The sequence below is a fragment of the Virgibacillus sp. FSP13 genome (assembly GCF_054048505.1).
In genome coordinates, this window is the sequence record NZ_JBSVKG010000011.1 from 54,974 (window position 1) to 76,683 (window position 21,710).

The 21,710-nt window shown below is 38.8% G+C and carries 16 protein-coding genes; 9 read left to right on the plus strand and 7 right to left on the minus strand.

What is annotated here, in order from left to right; genetic code table 11:
* Positions 1-37: 37 nt before the first annotated feature.
* The gene (locus ACW2QC_RS11355; RefSeq protein ID WP_457544090.1) at positions 38-3,202 is read right to left on the minus strand and encodes a DEAD/DEAH box helicase; all 3,165 of its coding nucleotides are present in this window, start codon (positions 3,200-3,202) and stop codon (positions 38-40) included.
* A 624-nt stretch (positions 3,203-3,826) separates the two neighbouring features.
* Here ACW2QC_RS11355 and ACW2QC_RS11360 point away from each other — a divergent pair.
* Both ACW2QC_RS11360 and ACW2QC_RS11365 read left to right on the plus strand, forming a co-directional pair.
* The gene (locus ACW2QC_RS11360) at positions 3,827-4,579 is read left to right on the plus strand and encodes an ABC transporter ATP-binding protein (protein WP_457544091.1); all 753 of its coding nucleotides are present in this window, start codon (positions 3,827-3,829) and stop codon (positions 4,577-4,579) included.
* Positions 4,580-4,590: 11 nt separating this feature from the next.
* Complete coding sequence (locus ACW2QC_RS11365; protein ID WP_457544092.1) at positions 4,591-6,456, plus strand: FtsX-like permease family protein; 1,866 nt, start codon at positions 4,591-4,593, stop codon at positions 6,454-6,456.
* 39 nt (positions 6,457-6,495) lie between these two features.
* Here the strand turns inward: ACW2QC_RS11365 and ACW2QC_RS11370 are convergent, their stop codons facing one another.
* The 3 genes from ACW2QC_RS11370 to ACW2QC_RS11380 all read right to left on the minus strand — a co-directional run bounded on the left by ACW2QC_RS11370 (position 6,496) and on the right by ACW2QC_RS11380 (position 9,159).
* On the minus strand, positions 6,496-7,689 hold the full coding sequence (locus tag ACW2QC_RS11370; protein WP_457544093.1) for an MFS transporter: 1,194 nt from the start codon (positions 7,687-7,689) through the stop codon (positions 6,496-6,498).
* Between the two features lie 155 nt (positions 7,690-7,844).
* A complete protein-coding gene (locus ACW2QC_RS11375; RefSeq protein WP_457544094.1) occupies positions 7,845-8,699 on the minus strand; it encodes a MurR/RpiR family transcriptional regulator in 855 nt (284 codons plus the stop codon).
* Between the two features lie 118 nt (positions 8,700-8,817).
* On the minus strand, positions 8,818-9,159 hold the full coding sequence (locus ACW2QC_RS11380; RefSeq protein WP_457544095.1) for a hypothetical protein: 342 nt from the start codon (positions 9,157-9,159) through the stop codon (positions 8,818-8,820).
* Positions 9,160-9,288: 129 nt separating this feature from the next.
* Between ACW2QC_RS11380 and gnd the strand changes: the two genes are divergently transcribed.
* The 3 genes from gnd (at position 9,289) to gntK (ending at position 13,338) form a co-directional block, all read left to right on the plus strand.
* Complete coding sequence (gene gnd / locus ACW2QC_RS11385; RefSeq protein WP_457544096.1) at positions 9,289-10,188, plus strand: phosphogluconate dehydrogenase (NAD(+)-dependent, decarboxylating); 900 nt, start codon at positions 9,289-9,291, stop codon at positions 10,186-10,188.
* An 81-nt stretch (positions 10,189-10,269) separates the two neighbouring features.
* On the plus strand, positions 10,270-11,613 hold the full coding sequence (locus ACW2QC_RS11390) for a GntP family permease (protein WP_457544097.1): 1,344 nt from the start codon (positions 10,270-10,272) through the stop codon (positions 11,611-11,613).
* Positions 11,614-11,778: 165 nt separating this feature from the next.
* Positions 11,779-13,338: a gluconokinase gene (gntK, locus tag ACW2QC_RS11395; RefSeq protein ID WP_457544098.1), complete on the plus strand. Its 1,560-nt coding sequence runs from the start codon at positions 11,779-11,781 to the stop codon at positions 13,336-13,338.
* Positions 13,339-13,373: 35 nt separating this feature from the next.
* Here the strand turns inward: gntK and ACW2QC_RS11400 are convergent, their stop codons facing one another.
* The 3 genes from ACW2QC_RS11400 to ACW2QC_RS11410 form a co-directional block, all read right to left on the minus strand.
* Complete coding sequence (locus ACW2QC_RS11400; protein WP_457544099.1) at positions 13,374-14,090, minus strand: sulfite exporter TauE/SafE family protein; 717 nt, start codon at positions 14,088-14,090, stop codon at positions 13,374-13,376.
* A 108-nt stretch (positions 14,091-14,198) separates the two neighbouring features.
* Positions 14,199-15,881, minus strand: a complete 1,683-nt coding sequence (locus tag ACW2QC_RS11405) for an aryl-sulfate sulfotransferase (protein WP_457544100.1) — start codon at positions 15,879-15,881, stop codon at positions 14,199-14,201.
* A 534-nt stretch (positions 15,882-16,415) separates the two neighbouring features.
* Positions 16,416-17,849, minus strand: a complete 1,434-nt coding sequence (locus tag ACW2QC_RS11410) for an amidase (protein WP_457544101.1) — start codon at positions 17,847-17,849, stop codon at positions 16,416-16,418.
* A gap of 339 nt (positions 17,850-18,188) precedes the next feature.
* Between ACW2QC_RS11410 and gdhA the strand changes: the two genes are divergently transcribed.
* From gdhA to ACW2QC_RS11430, 4 genes are all read left to right on the plus strand, one after another.
* On the plus strand, positions 18,189-19,571 hold the full coding sequence (gdhA, locus tag ACW2QC_RS11415) for an NADP-specific glutamate dehydrogenase (protein ID WP_457544102.1): 1,383 nt from the start codon (positions 18,189-18,191) through the stop codon (positions 19,569-19,571).
* Positions 19,572-19,636: 65 nt separating this feature from the next.
* A complete protein-coding gene (locus tag ACW2QC_RS11420) occupies positions 19,637-19,852 on the plus strand; it encodes a hypothetical protein (protein ID WP_457544103.1) in 216 nt (71 codons plus the stop codon).
* 206 nt (positions 19,853-20,058) lie between these two features.
* Positions 20,059-20,607, plus strand: a complete 549-nt coding sequence (locus ACW2QC_RS11425) for a hypothetical protein (RefSeq protein ID WP_457544104.1) — start codon at positions 20,059-20,061, stop codon at positions 20,605-20,607.
* A gap of 361 nt (positions 20,608-20,968) precedes the next feature.
* Entirely contained in the window at positions 20,969-21,697 is a 729-nt protein-coding gene (locus ACW2QC_RS11430; RefSeq protein ID WP_457544105.1) for a hypothetical protein, read from the plus strand.
* Positions 21,698-21,710: the final 13 nt, after the last annotated feature.

Genomic DNA, 21,710 nt, shown 5'->3' on the forward strand with positions numbered 1-21,710 from the left:
CGAAAAGAGCCTCTAAAAAAGATAAAACTGCTCAGCACTATAGGCTAAGCAGTTCTTTTATATCATCTTCAGACAGGCTTGATAGCATACTCTCACCTGGTTTGATTACTTGGTCAATTAATTCGCGTTTCTTTTGCTGCAGATCATAAATTTTCTCTTCAATGGTTCCCTCTGTGACTAGACGAATAACCTGTACCACGTTTTTTTGCCCAAAGCGGTGTGCTCTGCCTGTTGCTTGATCCTCAACAGCGGGATTCCACCACAAATCATAGAGGATAACAGTGTCTGCACCTGTTAAATTCAATCCTGTTCCACCAGCTTTTAGCGATATTAGGAACACACTCTTTTCCCCATTGTTAAACCGCTCACTTATTTGCACACGTTCCTGTGACGGTGTTGATCCGTGTAAATAAAAGTAATCAATACCTTCCTCCGCCAATTTACGGATAATAATCTCATGCATGCTTGTAAATTGAGAGAAAATCAGCATTCGTTTACCATTTTCAACAGCATTACGAACCGTTTCCATCAATTGTTCCAGCTTTCCGGACTTCCCTTCATAATTCTCAATAAACAATGATGGATGACAGCAAATCTGTCGCAGCCTAGTTAAACCAGCTAATATCTTCATCCGGTTTTTGTGAAAGTCATGATCTTTCATTGATTGTGCTGCCTCTTGTTGTAACTGGCGCAAATAGCCAAGATATAATTCTTTTTGCGGCTTGGTTAATTCCGAAACAGAAACGGTTTCAATTTTATCAGGCAGTTCTTTTAACACATCTTGCTTCAAGCGCCGCAAAATAAATGGTTTCGTCAACATGGCGATTTTTTCATGTGATAATTGTCTAAATGCACGCTGATTTGGCATGAGCCCTGGTAAGATAACTTGGAAAATTGCCCACAACTCGTCAATCGAATTTTCAATCGGCGTACCACTTAATGCAAAACGCTTACTGGCCTTAATTTCCCGAATTGCCTGGGATGTTTTCGTTGCATAGTTTTTTATATACTGTGCCTCATCCAAAATCAACGTTTGAAAGGATAAATCACGGTAATATTCAATATCCTGCCTCAACGTTGCATAGGAAGTGATCCAGACATCCATATGCATTTGTTCTTGAATCTTGATTTGCCGTTCTGTTGGTGTACCAGTCATAATCGCAACTTGTAAACCTGGTGCGAACTTTTGGCATTCGTTTTTCCAGTTATATAATACGGATGACGGTGCAACGATTAAATGGGGTTTATCACCTTGTTCCGATACCATATATGCGATACTTTGCAATGTTTTCCCTAGCCCCATATCATCTGCCAAAATACCGCCTAATTGATAATTGCTCAACGATTTAAACCATTGATAGCCAGTCTTTTGATAATCTCTTAATGTGGCTTGCAATTGATCTGGTAATGGATAAACTTGTTCCTCCGGTGATTTCAGTTGGTTCAATAACCGGCGAAATGACGGATCATAATCTTTCTTCGTATCAATTAACTCATCAATTTGCACACCACGATAAGCAGGTAATTGGACATTGCCATCGTGGACGTCCGATTTTTTAATATCCAAATCCGTGAAAAGTTGTTTAATTGAGGAGAACTCTTCCCCTTCCAAGGAAAGCAATGCTCCACTTTGCAAACGATAATACCGTTTTTTCTCCATTACTGCGTTCAAGATTTGGTTAATTTCATTGTCATTAATACCATCAATGGTAAAGCCTACTTCCAATAAATTGGAGGAAGACTCAATCCGTACACTTGTACTCGGGTTCGGTTCATTTTCCACGATCAGATGGCGAACTTCAGATGTTAAAAACAGCTCTACATATTGTTCAAAAAGTGGTAAGGCATGGTACAAAAATTCATAAACCGTCTCTTCATCTGCTTCGATATACAGCTCTTTCCCGTTATAATGAAAATTTGCCTGCTCAATTAGGCGCATAATCTGCTGTTCTTTCGCAACATCGCGAATAATAATTACCTCATCCTGTTCACGCCCATTGAATGGATCAATTTGATGCTCACCGTAATGATACTCCAATCTTCCAACAATCCAATCCGCTTGAACATCGAGGTAAAGTTTTGCTCGCAATGGTACTTGAATAATTTCAGATGCAACGTTATCGGAAATTTGCACGTCACCGACCTTTTTAAGCGTTGGCAGCACTTCTGACACAAAAACATCTGCCTGCTTTTTCGTAATTGGCAAGCGGTGATTCTCTATCCCGATCGTATCTAATTGTTCAACGATCGGTAGCTGTTCTTTTGCGGGAAAGTAAAATGTCCCTTGTGAAAACAATAATTGATACATCGAAAAGTAAATCATGGAATTCATTTCATCCATGGCTAAAACCATTTCTCCCTGGTCATTTTTGGAAATGGCAAAGTGAAATGGCAGCTCACCCTTGACAACATCAACATGCTCGAAACTCTTTTCCCTCGTTTCAACTGTTAGCTGACGCTCGATAAGTCTATCCAACAGCGGCTCGATAAGAAGTGGCGGAATAACAATTGATCGCTCCGATGTATCCTGGTAATGATAAAACGCCCGATCAACGTAAATTTGCTCATTTCGCAAAATAGAATATAGCATTTCTAAAATGTCTATATCTTGCCCGAGAAAATAATGAGTATCAGGGTTGTACGTAAATGTCTTCGTAAAATAATGTTCATTCCCACTTAGTACATTCCCTAAAAATTCCCGAGCATTTTTAACAACAAACGGACGCTTTTCCCCTGCTTTTAGCTCAAGAAGTAGATGCCGATCATACGTCCATTTGATGAAGTATTCTACTTTTAGCGGCACTTTGCTCGTAATAATCTCCGAAGTTTCCACAGGCTGTTGCAAGGATGTAATCGAATGGATTAACTGATTTGTTGTCTGATAATCATACGATGCTTGAGCAGGTATATTTGATGATGGTTTTTTAGAAATAGCAATTAGCGTTGCAACGATATGTTTACATGTATTGTACGTAGAAAAGGCTGGACAATCACAATACGTTTCAATCGAGCCTTTTTCAAAATTGTCCATATTTATCTCAACAAAATACATTTCCGATCCTCGTACAGAGGCAGTCCAAACTTGATAATTAATATCATACAATAGGTCGCTAACTCGGTCTTGTTTATAGTATTCCAATCCTCGTTTGTAAACAGGGGCTGGAAATAATTTTTGTAAGTTTAAATTTTTAATACTCGCCAAAGCCTATTAACCTACTTTCTACCATCTCTATTTCCTTTATTGTAAACGAGAATGGCTCGTTTTTAAACTATGAGAACTTTTTTATTAGGATGGCGAAAATTAGTTCATTCTATACATGAGAGCAAAAGCGCAAGCGCCCTTACAGGCTAAGAGCGCGACGTCCTGTCGCAACGCCTGTACTAGCACGTCCTGTGCGTCGTAGCAACGTACAAACTGGAGCACTCTGGGACTGCGCTCCGTTCGCCCCACCAAAAAGACTCGCAATGAGATAAAGGAAACATGCCCCTGCAAAAGGGGTATGCCGACGTTGGACGCAAAGTCCGCTCGTAGTCGGCCTTCCTTTAAAACTTAGCCGATGTTGACTTATCGTAGTGGAGGAGTGTGAAGTTTGGGACTGCGCTAAATGCTCGTCCCACCAAAAAACCTGCTAGTTGCTGGGCGCTGGAGCTGGACGTGGCTCGTCCTGCCCAAGAACAGATCAGAGCCAAAAACTTATACTTTCTTACCTTGTTAGAAATCAGACTTCATCTTACAAAACTGTAAGACTACTGAAAGGAAAACACATAGTACTTTGATGTAAATATGGATAAACTAGCAATAGATCATTATTTGGAGGTTATAACAATGAATCAACCCGTCGTTAACGTGAAAAACGTTCATAAAATTTTTGGCAAGAAAAATGAAAGCCAATTCCACGCATTAAAAGGGGTTACGTTTGATATTCAGCAAGGTGAATTTGTCGGCATTATGGGACCCTCTGGCGCAGGGAAAACAACACTATTAAATGTTGTCTCCACTTTAGACAAGCCGACCGATGGCACGATTGAAATTGCTGGCACCAATATTACTTCGATGAAACAAGGCCAATTGGCAGATTTTCGCTCAGAGCAGCTCGGATTTATTTTCCAAGACTTTAACTTACTGGAAAACTTGACGATCTATGAAAATATTGCCTTGCCATTGTCTTTACAAGGTGTACCATCACGAAAAATTAAACCAAGTGTTGTGGAAGTTGCTAAAAAGCTTGGCATCGAATCGATCTTGGACAAATATCCTGTTACGGTTTCAGGTGGACAGAAACAGCGGGCAGCAGCTGCTCGAGCATTAGTTCATGAACCCGCTATTATATTAGCAGATGAACCTACAGGAGCACTTGATTCCAAAAGTGCAAAAAGCATGTTGGAAGCAATGAATCATTTGAATGAAAATCATGGTGTATCCATCATGCTTGTGACACACGATCCACTTAGTGCAAGTTACTGTGAACGAATTCTATTTATCCAAGACGGTTCATTGTATAAAGAAATACACCGTGATGGTACTCGCAATGAATTCCATCATCAAATTCTAGATGTACTTGCAGAGTTTGCGGATTAGGAGGGTATGACATGTTATTGAAATTATCATTTTCCAGCATGCGTAAAATGTTTAAAGACTATCTTGTTTTATTGTTCGGTCTAACTATCTCAATCGCTATTTTTTATATGTTTGAAACACTGGCACAAAACAAAGCATTTATCGAATCGAATGCCATGATTGGATCGATTGTCTTTATTTTTCATGTTGGGACATTTATATTAGCGTTTATCACATTGTTTTATATTTTTTATGCAACATCCTTTATGCTTTCTATGAGGCAAAAAGAACTTGGCATGTACATGACGCTAGGTGCTAAAAAGCATAAAGTAGCCCAGTTAATGTTTTTTGAAACCTTCTTTATCGGCATTGTTTCATTAGTTGTTGGATTAATTGTAGGCGTCGGTCTGGCACAGGGAATTGCGGAGTTACTGATGAATCAACTCGATTTTTCAGGTGAAGGATTTCATGCACTTTATGAATCGTCAGTCATCACTACAGTTATTTTTTATATCGCATTATTTTTGCTAACATCCATTGTCAATGCAATTAAAATTTCCAGAAAATCTGTCTTGGACCTTCTTCATGCGGGAGAAAAGCATGATCAAGTAAAGGCTAAAGGTGGAAAAACCATAATTGGCGTTATTTTTGCAGTGATTTTAATTGGTGCTGGTTATTACGCCATGTTTAATATGGCACAACTGGCACAGTTCGGGGTCATTTTAGCAGCTATTACAATTACACTTGGTACGTATCTGATGTTTATTTCCCTATTCCCTTATTTGATGAAAAAGATAAAAGGTATTCGTACGCTCAATGAAAAAGGAATCAATTCATTCACATTCGCTCAATTACGTTTCCGGATGGGACATTTAACCAAGGTGCTCGGAACTGTCGCAATGCTTGTTGCACTTGGACTTGGGGCAATGACTGCTGGGCTATCCTTTTACAATAATGTGGAACTACAGGCATCTATGTTTCATGCAAATGACGTAACCATTCACCAGCCAACAAAAGATGATCGTGACACACTAGCGGACATGAATATTATTGAGGAAAATGAGTACCGTTACAAGATTGATGAAAAAGGGGTTTATTTTCTGAAAGAGGATTTGTTGGATCATCCTCCAATGTTCAAACCATTCAACCCAACATCGTTAGAACTGCCAGAAGCAAAGCGAATTTCCACCCCATTGCCGGAAGAACAATATACGTGGGGTGAAGTGGATGAAATGACACGTATTCCAAGCGAATGGGATACTGCATTATCTTCCGAGTTACGCACCGGTTTCCAAATGTTTGGTGATCGGAGTATTTTTATCTTTGACCAAGCTAATTATCAAAAGCTCAATACCGAAGAGCAGGAAGTTCTTGTCGCACGTGTTGATGATTTCGCCGATTATTTGCCACAATTAGAGCAAATTGAACAGCGTCAGCAAAAAATAGCAGCATCGTATACAGGTGAGCAAGGCGTCGACATGGCGGGAGGAAGTAAATTCGCTGACTATATGGTCTTTAAAGGAATCGCTAGCGGAACCATCTTCATGGGATTTTTCCTTGGGATTGCCTTCCTTATGATGATGGCGAGTGTGTTAATGTTTAAATTATTATCCAGTGCGTCAGCCGATACGCACCGTTATAGTATGCTACGTAAAATTGGTGTTCGAAAATCATTATTAGTAAAGTCCATTTATAAAGAGTTATTTCTTGTGTTCCTATTCCCGGCCATTGTTGGACTCGTACACGTGTTAGTCGGCATGCAGATGTTTTCATTTATTCTAGTTGAACCATATACAAAAATCTGGTTGCCAATCACCATTTTCATCGTCATTTACGGTGTATACTATTGGCTAACCGTTCAACTGTATAAGCGAATTGTATTGCCGAAAGAGGCATAAAAAATACCGAGATTCAGCAAACGCTGTTTCTCGGTTTTTTTATGCACGTGTTCCCTTCCGTGCTTTTATCAATAAAAATACATATAACATCATTGATAGCATTACCGATCCTGCTGCAGTTGCATAGATTGACCCATAACCAAATACGAACGCAAGCTGGCCAAATACCATTGCACCAAGACCAACCCCTAGATCAAAAAAGGAAAAAAACGTCGCATTCGCCATTCCCTTCCGATTATCCGGTGCTTTATCCACTGACCATGCCTGCAGTGCCGGTTGCACACTGCCAAAACCAAGTCCATACAAGGCTCCTGCAACAAGCATGACAAACATACTTGGTAGCCATGATAACAGGATCATGGCAATAAAGATTAATAATGTCCCGGGAAGGAAGACAAATTCATGCCCTTTTTTATCATATATTTTCCCGGCAAATGTTCTCGATATCATTAAGAATATCGCATACATTAAAAAGTATAATTCGATTCCTTCAATTCCCTTTTGTGTGGCATACAACGGCAGGAAAGAAGCAATACCACCAAATGTCACCGTAATAAAAAATAACAATACAGACGGTTGTAATGCGGTCTTCTCAAAAATATCAAATTTTACCGTGGTTGATTTATTCGGTGATTGTTCCACTTTTTTATAACGGATTTTTGATGATAATAGGAACGCTACTAACCCCAATGATGCACAAATTAAAAACAATTCTTTAAATGACATCACACCAACAAGCGTCAATCCAAGTGACGGGCCAAATGCAAGTGCAAGGTTACCGGATAACCCAAAATAGCCCATCCCTTCACCACGACGTTTTGGTGGAATAATATCCGTTGCAATGGTTCCAGTAGCTGTTGTCGAAAATCCCCAGCCAACACCTTGAACCATCCGCATGATAAATAGAAAAGCAATACTGGCAACAAACGCATAAGATCCAACAGATAGCACAAATATTGCAAGACCTATCATATACACAAACTGTCTGCCTTTCGATTCCAATGCATGCCCGGCATATGGCCTAAGTAAAAGTGCTGAAAATGTAAAAATACCCGTTATAATACCGATTAACTGATCACTTCCACCTAATTCTTTAACAAAAAGCGGAATGGTCGGTAATGTCATTTGAAAACCTAAAAATATAAAAAAATTAGCCAGACAAACAAGGACAAAGTCACGCGTCCAAATTTTATCTGGAATAACTGCCGTTTTTGTATTCAATTGTGTACTCATGTAAGCCGTCCTTTCTTCGATACTCGAAATATATTATACATGAGTACCGCAACAAATGGAATACATAAAATTAAGAATTTAATAATCACTTTTAAAAGGGCCGACAAAACAGCATGGGATTACGCTTGGATTAAAGGCTAATTAACTAACAACTCCTACAATCGTTTCAAAGAAATTGCCTCCCGCATATTTTGCAATGCTTCTTTCCCGATTTCTTTTCTAGCAATCATCACATTCGTGTATAACACATCAACAATACTAAGCTGGGCAATTCTTGACGACAGTGCTTCCGAACGAAAATCCGTTTCCTCAGCTACGGTGTACAACGAAATATCCGCTTCTTTCGTTAAAGGTGATTTAGCAAAGTTTGTAATGCTAATCGTCTTCACCTTTTTTTCCTTTAAAACCTGTAAGACATCAAGCATATCTTTTGTGGAACCAGAATGTGAGATTAATATGGCAACATCTTTGTCTGTCAATTGTGATGCAGACATAAGTTGCATATGCGAATCAAGGTTGGAAATCACTTGTAGACCACTTCTAACAAATTTATGGTACGCATCAAGTGCTACAAATGCAGATCCCCCGTTACCAAAAAACTCTACTTTATCCGCAGCTAAAATGGCTTCGACAGCTTGCTCAATTGCAACACCATCCAAAATATGCAATGTATCTTCAAGTGTTTTTAAATTGGAACGAAAGACTTTCTCAGAAACCGTAGCCATACTATCCCCATCATTAATTTTTTCATGAATATCTTTCATTGGGGTGACGATTTCGGCTGCTAGAGCAATCTTTAACGCTTGATATCCCTTAAAACCAATTCGCTGACAAAAACGAAATACTGTTGATTCCGCGACATTTAACTCATCAGATACCTGGTTTATTGTATGATGAATGATATTTTGGGGATTATGTAAAATGTAGTCGGCTATCTTCTTTTCCTTGTCACTAAATTTCCCATAATTACTGCGGATGCTCGCTAAACCATGCTGATGTACATTATCCATTGTGCTATTCCCCTTACGTTTTATATTTGGTTGTTTTCCAAAAGATTGGGACTGCGATTACTCGCCCCATTGAAGATATTTGTTGTTTCTTACACGATAGATATAAAGTGCTATGCAACTAGAAAATTAGTCTTCCGCCGTTCCGAAAATACCCTTCGCTTTCCGCGGACTCGGGATGATGTTTTTGCTCTGGCGCCGATGTTCCCATTCTCGGGACGATGTTTTCGCTCTGGCGCCGATGTTCCCATTCTCGGGACGATGTTTTCGCTCTGGCGCCGATGTTCCCATTCTCGGGATGATGTTTTTGCTCTGGCGCCGATGTTCCCATTCTCGGGATGATGTTTTCGCTCTGGCGCCGATGTTCCCATTCTCGGGACGATGTTTTCGCTCTGGCGCCGATGTTCCCATTCTCGGGACGATGTTTTTGCTCTGGCGCCGATGTTTCTCCTGCAACAAGCAATGTAAAAACAGTTTCTAGTTTAAGTCCATTATATAAGAAATAAAATTTATTTTCAGTATTGCTTATGGAAAAATATTTGATATAATTAATTTGAAATGAAAAAAAATTCTTCTACAAAAGGAGGACATCATGAAATTAGGTATGATTGGTCTGGGAAAAATGGGCCTAAACTTAGCACTGAATTTAGCTGATCACGGTCATGAGGTTGTTGGCTACGATAGTAATTCAGCCGCAACAGATAACATAGAAAAACATGACAATTTTCAATTTCACGCAACATTAAAAGACCTAGTTAATCAACTTCCGGTTCCACGAAAGATTTGGTTAATGGTTCCTGCAGGTGAGATTACTGAAGCTGTTATTAACGAATTAATGCCGTTATTAGATACGGGCGACATGGTAATTGACGGTGGTAACTCTAACTACAAAGACACATTACGCCGAAATGAAATGCTTACCGACAAAGGAATCTATTTCTTTGATTGCGGTACTAGTGGCGGTACAGATGGCGCAAGACAAGGGGCATGCACCATGATTGGTGGCGATGCGGAAAAATTCGCTGAGATCGAGCCATTATTTAAAGATGTATCTGTAGAAAATGGTTACCTTTATACTGGTAAGACTGGTAGTGGGCACTTTTTAAAAATGGTTCATAATGGCATTGAATACGGAATGATGCAATCCATTGCAGAAGGCTTTGACATCTTAAATAAAAGTGAATTCGACTATGATTATGAAAAAGTAGCAAAAGTATGGAATCATGGATCTGTTATTCGTTCATGGTTGATGGAATTAATCGAAAACGCCTTCTCAAAAGATGCAAAACTTGATGATATTCGCGGTGTCATGAATTCATCCGGTGAGGGCAAATGGACGGTTGAAACTGCACTTGATTTCCAAGTAGCAGCACCAGTTATCGCCTTATCATTAATGATGCGCTATCGCTCCCAGGAAGATGACACGTTCTCGGGTAAGGTTGTAGCGGCATTACGAAACGAATTCGGTGGTCATGACGTCATTAAGAAGTAAATATAGGCCGGATCACTTATCTATCCGGCCTTCTATTTAGGATCTCGATGAAAGCGTTTAAAAACAAAGGGGGAAAACAAAATGTCAGGTTCAATGTTAATTTTGATCGCACTTGCAGGTATCTTCTTGCTATTATTTTTAGTTATTCGTACAAAATTGCATGCGTTCGTCGCACTATTGCTTGTCAGTTTACTAGTTGGCATTGCAGCCGGAATGCCACTTAGCGGAGTTATAGAATCGATTGAAAGTGGTATGGGAGGAACACTTGGCTTCGTCGCTGTAGTCGTTGGCCTTGGTGCCATGTTTGGTAAAATGCTCGAAGTATCCGGTGGAGCAGAACGACTTGCCCAAACACTTATCAACAAATTTGGGGAAGACAAGGCACAATGGGCATTAGGTATTACTGGTTTTATCGTAGCAATACCCGTATTCTTCGATGTAGGCTTTATCATTCTCGTACCAATTATTTATGGGTTAGCAAAGAAAACCGGAAAGTCCTTGCTTTACTATGGTATTCCATTATTAGCCGGTCTAGCTGTAACACACAGTTATATCCCACCAACTCCAGGTCCTATCGCTGTAGCTGATTTAGTAAATGCAGACTTGGGTTGGGTTATCCTATTCGGATTTCTCGCCGGAATTCCAGCGATGATCATTGCTGGACCCGTATTTGGTAAATATATTGCGAAAAAAATCCATGTTGATATTCCCGATTATCAACAGTTTGAAGGAAAAGAATACGACCAAGAATTACCGAGTTTCGGAATGATCGCATCGTTAATTTTCATTCCACTAGTATTAATTTTAGCAAACACATTATCTGGGGTTATGCTTGAAGAAGGAAATACCATCAGAAGCATTTTCACATTCTTAGGGCACCCATTTGTAGCTTTAACAATTGCAACGTTATTAACTTTCTACTTCTTAGGCGTGAAACGTGGCTATTCAAAAGAAGATGTTCAAGATATCGCAACAAAAGCATTAGAACCAGCAGGGATTATTATCCTCGTAACTGGTGCAGGCGGTGTATTCAAACAGGTACTAATTGATTCAGGTGTTGGTGATGTTTTAGGTGACATGATGGTAAACTCAGCTTTACCTCCAGTCCTACTTGCATTCTTAATTGCTGCAGTAGTTCGTGTCGCACAAGGATCAGCAACCGTTGCAATGGTAACAGCAGCTGGCCTAGTATCACCACTTATTGATACAATGGGGCTTGCCGGACCAACGTTAGGATTAATTGTAATTTCTATTGCAGCAGGGGCAACGATTGCTTCACACGTTAACGATTCAGGCTTCTGGCTCGTTAACCGGTACTTTGGCCTAGATGTAAAAGATACATTAAAATCTTGGACCATCATGGAGTCACTAATTGCCTTAGTCGGTTTTGCAGTAGTCTTTGTATTAAGTCTATTTATTGGGTGAACGATGGGACATGGGGACAGGTTAGGTGTCCCGCCGCGTTTCACCGCCAAACATGGCTCGTGGGGTGGGACACCTAACCTGTCCCCACGTCCCATGAAGGAGAAAAAGGAATGCTTGCTGTTCCTTTTTCTTTTTCTGTGTAAAAATTCATTAGGAGGATCACCTATGAAACAACAAGCATTCTACTTAGGGGTCGACATTGGTACAACAAGCACGAAGGCAGTTTTATATACCAAACAAGGTGAAGTTGTAGCAATGCATACGATAAACTATCCATTGCACACCCCAAATCCATTAATCGCCGAGCAAAATCCGGATGAAATAGTTGATGCCGTGCTTGGGACGATAAGGGAAACAGTTCGAAAAGGTAACATAGAACACGGTCAGTTAAAATTAATTTCATTTAGCTCTGCCATGCACAGTCTTATTGCAGTTGATGAAGAAGGTGCATTATTAACGAACAGTATTACCTGGGCAGACACAAGAAGTGCGGAGTACGCCAAGAAAATTAAAGAAGAACATAACGGCCATGAAATATATTTGCGAACAGGTACACCGATACATGCTATGTCGCCATTGGCTAAACTCGTTTGGTTAAAAGCGGAAAAACCAGCAATTTTTGCGAAGGCAGCTAAGTTTATTTCGATCAAAGAGTATGTTTTCTTTAAGCTTTTCGGAAAATATGTTGTCGATTACTCAATCGCTTCTGCAACAGGATTATTTAATTTACGATCACTTGATTGGGATGCAGATGCATTACAACTAGCAGGAATATCTCCCCAGCAGTTATCAGAAATTGTGCCGACAACGTACAAACTAACTGGGGTTAAACAGGAGTATCAATCGTATATGGGAATTGACAATGACGTACCATTCATTATCGGAGCAAGTGATGGTGTCCTTTCCAACCTTGGGGTTAATGCAATTGAACCAGGTGTCGTTGCGGTAACGATTGGGACTAGCGGAGCCATTCGCACTGTCTATGATGAACCAAAAACAGATCCAAAGGGACGGATCTTCTGTTATGCGCTAACGGAAAGTCATTGGGTTATTGGTGGGCCAGTTAATAATGGCGGAATTATTTTGCGTTGGCTTCGTGATGAATTTGCTGCCGCTGAAGTAGAAACTGCCAAACGACTTAACATTGACCCCTATGATGTTTTGACTAAAATAGCATCTGGCGTAAATCCAGGGTCGGATGGCTTAATTTTCCACCCTTATATGACTGGAGAACGTGCACCATTATGGAATGCAAATGCACGAGGGTCATTTTTCGGCTTAAGCATTCACCATAAAAAAGAACACATGATAAGATCTGTTTTAGAAGGAACAATATATAACTTATACACTGTCCTGTTGGCACTTGAAGAGTTGACAGGTGAACCAAAGCGTATCCAAGCTACCGGCGGCTTTGCACGCTCGGAAATGTGGCGTCAGTTAATGGCCGATATTTTTGATAAACCAGTAATTGTCCCTGAAAGCTTTGAAAGCTCCTGCCTAGGTGCTGTCGTGCTTGGTATGTACGCAATAGAAGAAATTGATGACTTCCAAATTGTCTCGGAAATGGTTGGAAACACAAACACGCATTATCCTGACAGCGAAACAACTGCAATTTACCAAGAATTGTTGCCCATCTTTATCCGGTTATCGCGAATGCTTAACGAAGAATATGAAAGTATCGCCGGATTTCAACGTAAATATTTAGGTGAAGAAAAGGAATCATAAGCAAAAAACCCTAGTGAATGCTAGGGTTTGTTTTCTTAAAGCTGCTGGATCAACAAATAAATACCAGTAAACAGCAACAATACGTATGTGATGGTTTGAAATACTTGCTGATTAATGCGCTTAAATAATAGTTGCCCCAAAAATAGACCAATGATCACCAGCGGCAATGCGATCAGACTTGATTGCCATATGACTTTCGTCGTACCCGCAAACGTAACTTGTATGAGCAAGCTGACCGAGTAAATAAACAAGTAAAACGCCAACGTAGTCCCCCGCAATTTTTCCTTTGTTGTCTCTGTTCCAGAAAAATACAATAGAATTGGTGGTCCCGGCATCCCAATGCTTGTTGTGAACGCACCGGAAAGCGCCCCAATCGTGAAATCCCTTTGACTTGTTTGCCCAATACGAAAGTGAAGGATTAATAAAATGGTCAGCAGAAGGATAATAACACTGATTCCTAATTTCAACCATGTCATATCCATCGTTAAAAAAATTGTGATTCCAATAGGCAGACCAATAATGCCCCCTAGAATAAACCTTTTTAAAATCCCCGTATCAATATCTTTTCTTATTTTCCAAATTAGCGCACAAGAAATGACAAGCGATAAAATCAAGTTAATTTGAATCGCCTCTCGTGGTTCAAAAAGTAACAGCAAAAACGGCGTTGCCATAATCGAAAAACCAAATCCTGTACTTGTCTGGAGAATGGCAGCGAATAGAATAATAACTGAAAATAAAATGATCGTTTCCAAATAAACACCTACTACTTTTTCACATGTTACCTTTAGTTTAACATTTTACTCGAAAAAAAAGACTGATCAAGGATACATCCCTGATCAGCCACCTTTGTTGATTTTCAGTTACTGTTGGTCTTCTTTTCCTAATTGTAAATTCCATTCTTGTTTCGGATATAATGGCATGCGCTCAGCCCGGTATGCTTGCCTATGACTACCTGATTCAAAATCCGAGATAACTATTTCATAAATCACTTGAGCAGGGTCTTGATCACTAACCTCAACAACTCTACTATTCATTCCGTTTTCCGCCTCAATGTAACCGGATGTCAGGAGGCGATTTCCTGTATGGGGAAGATAATCTGCATCCCCAACAATGCTTGAAAATAACTCTTTCCCACGATCTTCACCATAAGACCAAACTTCTTCAACTGTTTTATCTTTTTCATTTATTCTGTATTGAACAGCTCGACTGTAATCTTCACTAAGGTCATCGTTTCCTCTTGTGATAACTATATTGTTGTCGAAAAGAAGTATATCTGTCGTATCATCATTGTCATCCTGGTCAGGTAATGTCATGACAGCATGTTGTCCACCAGGGAATTTTAGCTCCTCATTTTTTGGATCCAGTAAATACGACTCATAATCATCTGGCCAATATTCTGGTGCTGCTAATATCCATTTAATTTCGCCCTCTGGATAAGAGAGTTTCATAACCAGGTCTTGACTTCGGCTCGACATTAGAATCGTGTCATCTGTTTCATCAAACCAAATCGCATTTTGATGCAGCCAATCCCCTTCATCTGCTGCCGGCCCTTCATAGTCTTGATAAAATGTCTCTGGTAAAACATCTCTAAAACTGAAATCATTTACTGTTTCTCCAGTTTTCCGATCTATTTCTACCATTTCATCCTCAATATAATCAGAATCAAGATCATGTGTCGTTGCAAGCAGGTTGCCGTTTGGCAGTTCAATTGCGTCATGGTGGAGCAGGTCGGTATTTTCATAATCACCTAATTGAATAAGGTACGAATTAGATACTTTTCCTAACATATCCATTTCCAATAAGTCATTATATTTGTCCTGGCCGTCTTCTTTTGTGATATACAATAAATTTCCGTTTTCCAATCGATTAAAAACATGTGAATTCCACAAAGTTGAATACCAACGAACTTCAGCATTATCATCAACAGCATAAGCATAACGCGAGCTTGGAATGATAAACGTTAATCCATTTTCCATTTTTTCCGTATCTGCTTCAACTAGATCCGTAGTCAGGAAATCATCTGGCAATGAATCTGTTTTAATAGATAATTCCTTGGTTATCGTTTTTCCACCTTTATTTGTTGCTTCTAATGTTACAGTATTTTCATATTCTGGATACAAGCCTAAAACAGGAATTTGATGTTCTTTTTCGTACCCAGCAAATGACTTTTTGACATCGCTATTGCTGTCCTTCCCTTGAACAGTTAAGGTGATTTGCGTTGGCTCGTCTGTTTCAAACATGACTAACGCCGTAAGAGGAGCAACGCCATATGGATCTTTCGTTATAAAAGGATCTTCGAATGAGTAAGACCCCGCTTGATATTCTTTCAATAGATGCTTTTCTATTTCTGCTTGATGATCAATCCGGCTTTCATCATAAGAAGAAATCTGCTTCACATCAGGGTCCGAACCTAAATCAACTTGTTCTTCTTTTGCCTTTGCCTCCTCAGATTGATCATCAGTCGATTTTTCTGTACAAGCCGCTAATGATAAAACAAAGATAACAGCAACTATGAATATATAAATAAGGCTGTTTCTTCTCATAAAAGTGAATCCTCCTATTTATCTCCTAATCTATGGTAACTCGATCAAATAACTATCATTTTCAGCAAAAAGGATATATCCAACTTTTTATTTTAACAAACATATAGATAGAGATAAAGGGAAAGACAGTTTAGAATTAGTTTAGAAATTGTTAATAGATTTAAAAAAGCGAAAACGCCCGGTTAGCAAAGCTTTTAAAGGAATTTTCTAATGATGATATTGTTCCGTTAGACTAAGACGGTGAAAAAAAAGGCTGGTTAGCTATTCAAACATAATACTTCAAAGGCAATTTCTTCGTAACGGGAAAGCCATCCATTAGTTGAAGCACCCAAGAAATTAGAATATAGTATTCTTATTTTTAAGATTTGTATTTTATAAATCGGTCACTAATAAAACCAATCAATATTCCAACAATGATTGGTAAGAAAAAATCTCAATATGGGGAGGTAGACACCTAAGGACGTCCTTTTTACACTGCTAATACAACTTTGCCAGAGCAGCGAGTGGAAACTCCTCCCACTTATACATTAAGCATTATGCCTTTATCTTCCTCAAATCTGCCGCAGGGAATCCACCGACAATTTCTTCGTATCCTCGACTTGCTTTTAACACCAGGCCATCCGCAAATCGATTTCCAGCAATTTGCATGCCAACTGGTAAACCATCTTTGGTCAACCCCGCAGGTATCGATGCTGCCGGTAAACCGGTCATATTGTATATATGGGTCATCATCCAATCTGAATCTGCCTCAATTTGTTTACCTTGAATCGTTTCCGGTCCCAATAATTGATAATCGAAGGCTGGGATTGCCAATGTTGGTGACATAATCAAATCATAATCTTTAAAATATCGTTGTAAAACATTCCATACGGTTGTCCGCTTCGATTGGTATTGAATATACTCACTCGTTGTTACAGCATATCCCCGTTCAATCATTGTTTGATAAGATGGTGTTACCAAATCAGGCGTTTTCTCGAGTATTTCCCTTCCACCAGCAGCCGCGGCGGCATACCACATATTTTTGAAAAAGCCAAGAAATTCATGTAACGTCATGCCAAAATCCATCGAGACTTCCTCTACTTGACAGCCTAATGCACGCCACTTGGCAATCTGTTCTTCCATTACTTCCATTACTTCCGGCTCAACCGTATACATACCAAAGTCTTTCGTATAAGCGATTTTCACCCCATCTAATGGGCCATTCATTTGATCAATAAGTTTTTCATCAAATGTTGGCAATGAGAAAGGATCCGTAGTTGACGGACCTTGAGTGACATCAACAAACAATGCTGCATCCTTGACTGAACGGCTTAATGGTCCATGATTAACAAATGGATTATTGGATCCAAAGACATTACTTAAATTATTGTCCATCGGAATTCTACCATAGGATGGCTTAAATCCATATACCCCACAAAAACTCGCTGGAATTCGGATAGATCCGCCGCCATCACTTCCCTCAGCGATTGGTGCCAGATCAGACGCAACTGCAGCAGCTGATCCGCCACTTGACCCTCCTGCTGTTTTTGCCAAATTCCTTGGGTTTTTTGTCGCACCAAACAACGTGTTGTCTGTCGTTCCTTTATGTCCAAAGTCAGGTGTATTTGTTTTGCCAAGAATGATCGCCCCGGCATCCTTCAAGCGTTTCACAATTGTCGCATCCCGATCCGGTATGTTATCCGCGAACAGCTTTGTACCAAATGTTGTTTTTATTCCTTTTGTTGGTGTCAAATCCTTTATCGCCACAGGCACACCATGCAGTGCCCCCAATTCCTTTCCTTGTTGAACCGCTTCTTCCTTTTTGATCGCCTCTTCCCTTGCCCCATTGTTTATTGTAACAATCGCATTAATGTCAGTATTATATGTATCGATTCGGTTTAAATAATAGTCGACCACTTCGACTGGAGAGACCTCTTTTTTTCTAATTTGTTCAGCTAGTGTAAATGCCGTCATGTTTTTCACCTTCATCAAACCTCCATTTTCAGACAAATTTCTTATTGTTATCGTAGCATTTTTACGGAACTTTCTCTATTTAAATAGCTCATTTATTAACAAAATTATTTAACTATTTCATCTATTGCTGTTGCAATTGTGTGAAAAATACTGTAAAATATATTGCTATAACAAAAAAATATCTTCATTTCTGTTTATTACCTTTCAAGTGAATCCCTGTTTTTAACCATCTGGCCTTTACAATTATCATCATTAAACCGACTTAAATGTTCAGCTATGAGCGTGTTCCTTTCATACATATAAATGATCGGAAACACTGTTTTTATAATCTTAAAAAATGAAAGGGGAAAATATATGACAACGATTCAACGAGTTAAAGACGATTCCTTACAACGAGCAACTGATTATGTAAACAATGTATTTAAAACGGTAGAGAAAAGAAATCCTGATGAAGTTGAATTTCACCAGGCCGCAAAACACATTTTCACATCACTAGTTCCAGTCTTCGCAAAACATCCAAAATATATGAAAAACGGAATACTAGAACGGATTTCTGAGCCGGAAAGACTAATTACCTTCCGTGTACCGTGGGTTGATGATAACGGGGTTGTTCAGGTTAATAGAGGTTTTCGTGTCCAATTCAATTCAAGTATCGGTCCTTACAAAGGTGGCACACGTTTTCACCCTACTGTCAATGCTAGTATTATAAAATTTCTCGGTTTTGAACAGATTTTTAAAAATGCCCTAACAGGACAACCAATTGGAGGGGGTAAAGGGGGCGCTGATTTTAATCCAAAAGGCAAATCGAACAACGAAATCATGCGCTTTTGTCAAAGTTATATGACGGAACTTTGCAATTATATCGGGCCAAATGTTGACATACCTGCAGGCGATATTGGTGTCGGTGCCAGAGAAATTGGTTATATGTTCGGTCAGTACAAACGAATGCGTGGTAGTTATGAACCTGGGGTACTAACAGGTAAAGATGTGCGTTTTGGTGGAAGTCTAGTCAGACCTGAGGCAACTGGCTACGGTTTAATTTATTTTGTTGATGATATGATGCAAGATCATGGTTTGAGTTTCAACGATAGCAAAGTCATCGTTTCTGGCGCAGGTAATGTAGCCATTTATGCGATGGAAAAGGCCATGGAATTAGGTGCAAAAGTTGTTGCATGCAGTGATTCGACAGGTTATATTCATGATGAAAATGGTGTTAATTTAGAAACAATAAAACGGCTTAAACTTGAAGAAGATGCAGTCATTTCAGCGTATGTTGATGAGCACCCACATGCATCATTCCATGATAATGGTGATGATATATGGACGATCCCCTGTGATATAGCTTTACCGTGTGCAACACAAAATGAAATTGATGCAGACATTGCGCGTGTATTAATTAAAAATGGTGTGAAGGTTGTTGCTGAAGGATCAAACATGCCATCCAATCAAGAAGCTATCGACTTGTTTAATGAAAGTCATATTCTCTTTGGTCCAGCTAAAGCCGCCAATGCTGGTGGGGTAGCCGTATCAGCATTAGAAATGGCACAGAACAGTATGAAACTATCATGGTCTTTTGAAAAAGTTGATACTAAATTACATGAGATTATGTTAAACATTTATCGGAATAGTATAAGTGCAGCTGAAGAGTACGGCTATCCTGGAAATTTAGACGTCGGCGCCAATATCGCTGGTTTTCTTAAAGTTGGGGATGCCATGATCCGTGAAGGTGTTGTGTAAGTTGGTGATTATTATTTATCTTCGGCGAGGTAAATGATTGATTACCAACATCGGGAGTGGATCAAATGAAACGCTGGCGAGAAAAACGTAAGGAGAGAAAACGAACACGTTCAGGTAAATCTAACTTCTGGTATGAACTGTTGGATTTGTTGATAGATATTTCATTATGGGTACCTGAGTTGGTCCTTTTCCCTTTGCGAGTTATTTATTGGTTTGTGAGAGGATTTTCAAGAGCTTTGAAACATTTATTTGATAATATTATTGATTGGATAGGGTTTTAGAAGTGCAAACACTGTTTTGCACTTCTTTTTTATCGGCTTGATTTTTTAGGCTCTTTTTGTAATGTTGTTGCTTTTTAATTTCGTACTGTGACGTAGTTGGCTTACAAAGTGTATTTTTTGTATTGCCATATATAACCATAACACTGTATATTAAAATTAAATGAAAAGTGAATCTTCTGAGACGCTTATTTTAAGGGGGATTTAAAATGAAATCTAAACAAACAATGGAACTCTCTCTAAATATATATTTATGTATCTATGTCTTACTATACATAGTTTTTTTATTCATTATTAGTCTTTTACATTCATCTTTTAGCATAATAAGCATTCCTGCAATAACAGGGCCGTTTATAATCTTATTAATTTGGACCTTGCTTTTATTAAGAAGGAATAATAACAGCCATAGGAAAGTGAAACATAAACGTATTCTTATTATGAGTATTATTCCTCCTTTAATCTGTCTAGTATTGTTGGGAATTAATGAGTATAATTCAAACTTTAACACGGAAAAGTGGGTGAATAAGTTTAACGAACGTGTATACATGACTGATAATCTATTAAATAATTTCAAGTTACAAGGACTGACCAAAGCAGAAGTATACAAATTATTAGGAAGTCCAGATAATAAAAGTAAAAGTAAACTAATCTATTATCTTGGTAGAGAGCGAGGACTAATCAGAATAGACAGTGAACAGTTAATGATAAAACTAAATGAAAAGGGTATAGTTACTAATTACAGAGTAACTACCGATTAAAGGGTTTTTCTTTCTTTTCGGTGAACTAGTTTACCATCATTTCGGTTTGAGTCTACAAGAAAAAGAATATTCTGCAGGATAAATGAATAATTTTTGGAGAAACTACCATACTAGTAATGCCAACTTCATAATATCCCCCTTACATGCAGTAGGAAATTTCCTACTGCATTTTTTGTGTAATAGTTACATCGCGCAGTTTATATTTATTCAGAAAAAACAACAAATGCCGTCGATGGAGCGAGTAATCTCAATCCCAATTCTTTAAAACAACCTTCCAAAAAGACTATTGACATTATACGCAATGTTACATATACTGTATATATACATATACACAGCATAACACCTAAAAGGAGGGTTTCTTATGAAGGAATGGAAGCAAGCTTATCAGTTGGCAACGTTTGAGTTAAAGGCATCAAAACGCGTATTTCTCTACTTGGCATTATTCTTTGTCTTGGTACTAGTGTTTTTAGTATCTGAGTTAAGCACGTATATGGAACAAAACTCTGCTGGGCTTGACCTAGCCTTTATCCTAATTTTTTCAGGAATCATTATGATCTGGCTGAAACCAAAGAACTTTCAACTCAGTAAAGTAAATGAAGATGTGACAGCTTCTCCATTATTGGTCATGCTAAATCAACTGCCCATTACGAAAGATGTAATTATAAAAAGTAGGTTTATTGTTTACTTTTTCTATTCATTCCCATTTCAGTTTCTATTATTAATTGGTATATATCCTTTATCACCGGCGATTCAAGATGGATTATCGATCGGTTCGTATATTGCCTTTTCCATCATTTGGCTTTCATTTTGCTTTTATGCAGGTTATATTTTTTCTGCAGCTGATGCAGGTACAAAGAGTATGAATACAGTTTTATCGTTTATTTATGGATTTATATTTGCGATTGGGGCAATGTTTATTTTCGCTATTATCCAAATCGCTACTGGGCATAGCATCGTTTATTGGACGATCATTTTTGCTCAAACATGGCCATTATTATCGAGCTTCCTATCTATTATCTTGGCATTTATCGGCTTTACTTATTGGCAACATTATACGAGAAAAACGATGGATAAGCTAGACTATCTATAGAAGGAGGCGTGTA

Coding starts and splice junctions, on each gene's coding strand:
- ACW2QC_RS11365 (WP_457544092.1), top strand. CDS start 4,591: ATGTTATTGAAATTATCATTTTCCAGCATGCGTAAAATGTTTAAAGAC.
- ACW2QC_RS11390 (WP_457544097.1), top strand. CDS start 10,270: ATGTCAGGTTCAATGTTAATTTTGATCGCACTTGCAGGTATCTTCTTG.
- gdhA (WP_457544102.1), top strand. CDS start 18,189: ATGACAACGATTCAACGAGTTAAAGACGATTCCTTACAACGAGCAACT.
- gntK (WP_457544098.1), top strand. CDS start 11,779: ATGAAACAACAAGCATTCTACTTAGGGGTCGACATTGGTACAACAAGC.
- ACW2QC_RS11420 (WP_457544103.1), top strand. CDS start 19,637: ATGAAACGCTGGCGAGAAAAACGTAAGGAGAGAAAACGAACACGTTCA.
- ACW2QC_RS11370 (WP_457544093.1), bottom strand. CDS start 7,689: ATGAGTACACAATTGAATACAAAAACGGCAGTTATTCCAGATAAAATT.
- ACW2QC_RS11375 (WP_457544094.1), bottom strand. CDS start 8,699: ATGGATAATGTACATCAGCATGGTTTAGCGAGCATCCGCAGTAATTAT.
- ACW2QC_RS11425 (WP_457544104.1), top strand. CDS start 20,059: ATGAAATCTAAACAAACAATGGAACTCTCTCTAAATATATATTTATGT.
- ACW2QC_RS11410 (WP_457544101.1), bottom strand. CDS start 17,849: ATGAAGGTGAAAAACATGACGGCATTTACACTAGCTGAACAAATTAGA.
- gnd (WP_457544096.1), top strand. CDS start 9,289: ATGAAATTAGGTATGATTGGTCTGGGAAAAATGGGCCTAAACTTAGCA.
- ACW2QC_RS11430 (WP_457544105.1), top strand. CDS start 20,969: ATGAAGGAATGGAAGCAAGCTTATCAGTTGGCAACGTTTGAGTTAAAG.
- ACW2QC_RS11405 (WP_457544100.1), bottom strand. CDS start 15,881: ATGAGAAGAAACAGCCTTATTTATATATTCATAGTTGCTGTTATCTTT.
- ACW2QC_RS11360 (WP_457544091.1), top strand. CDS start 3,827: ATGAATCAACCCGTCGTTAACGTGAAAAACGTTCATAAAATTTTTGGC.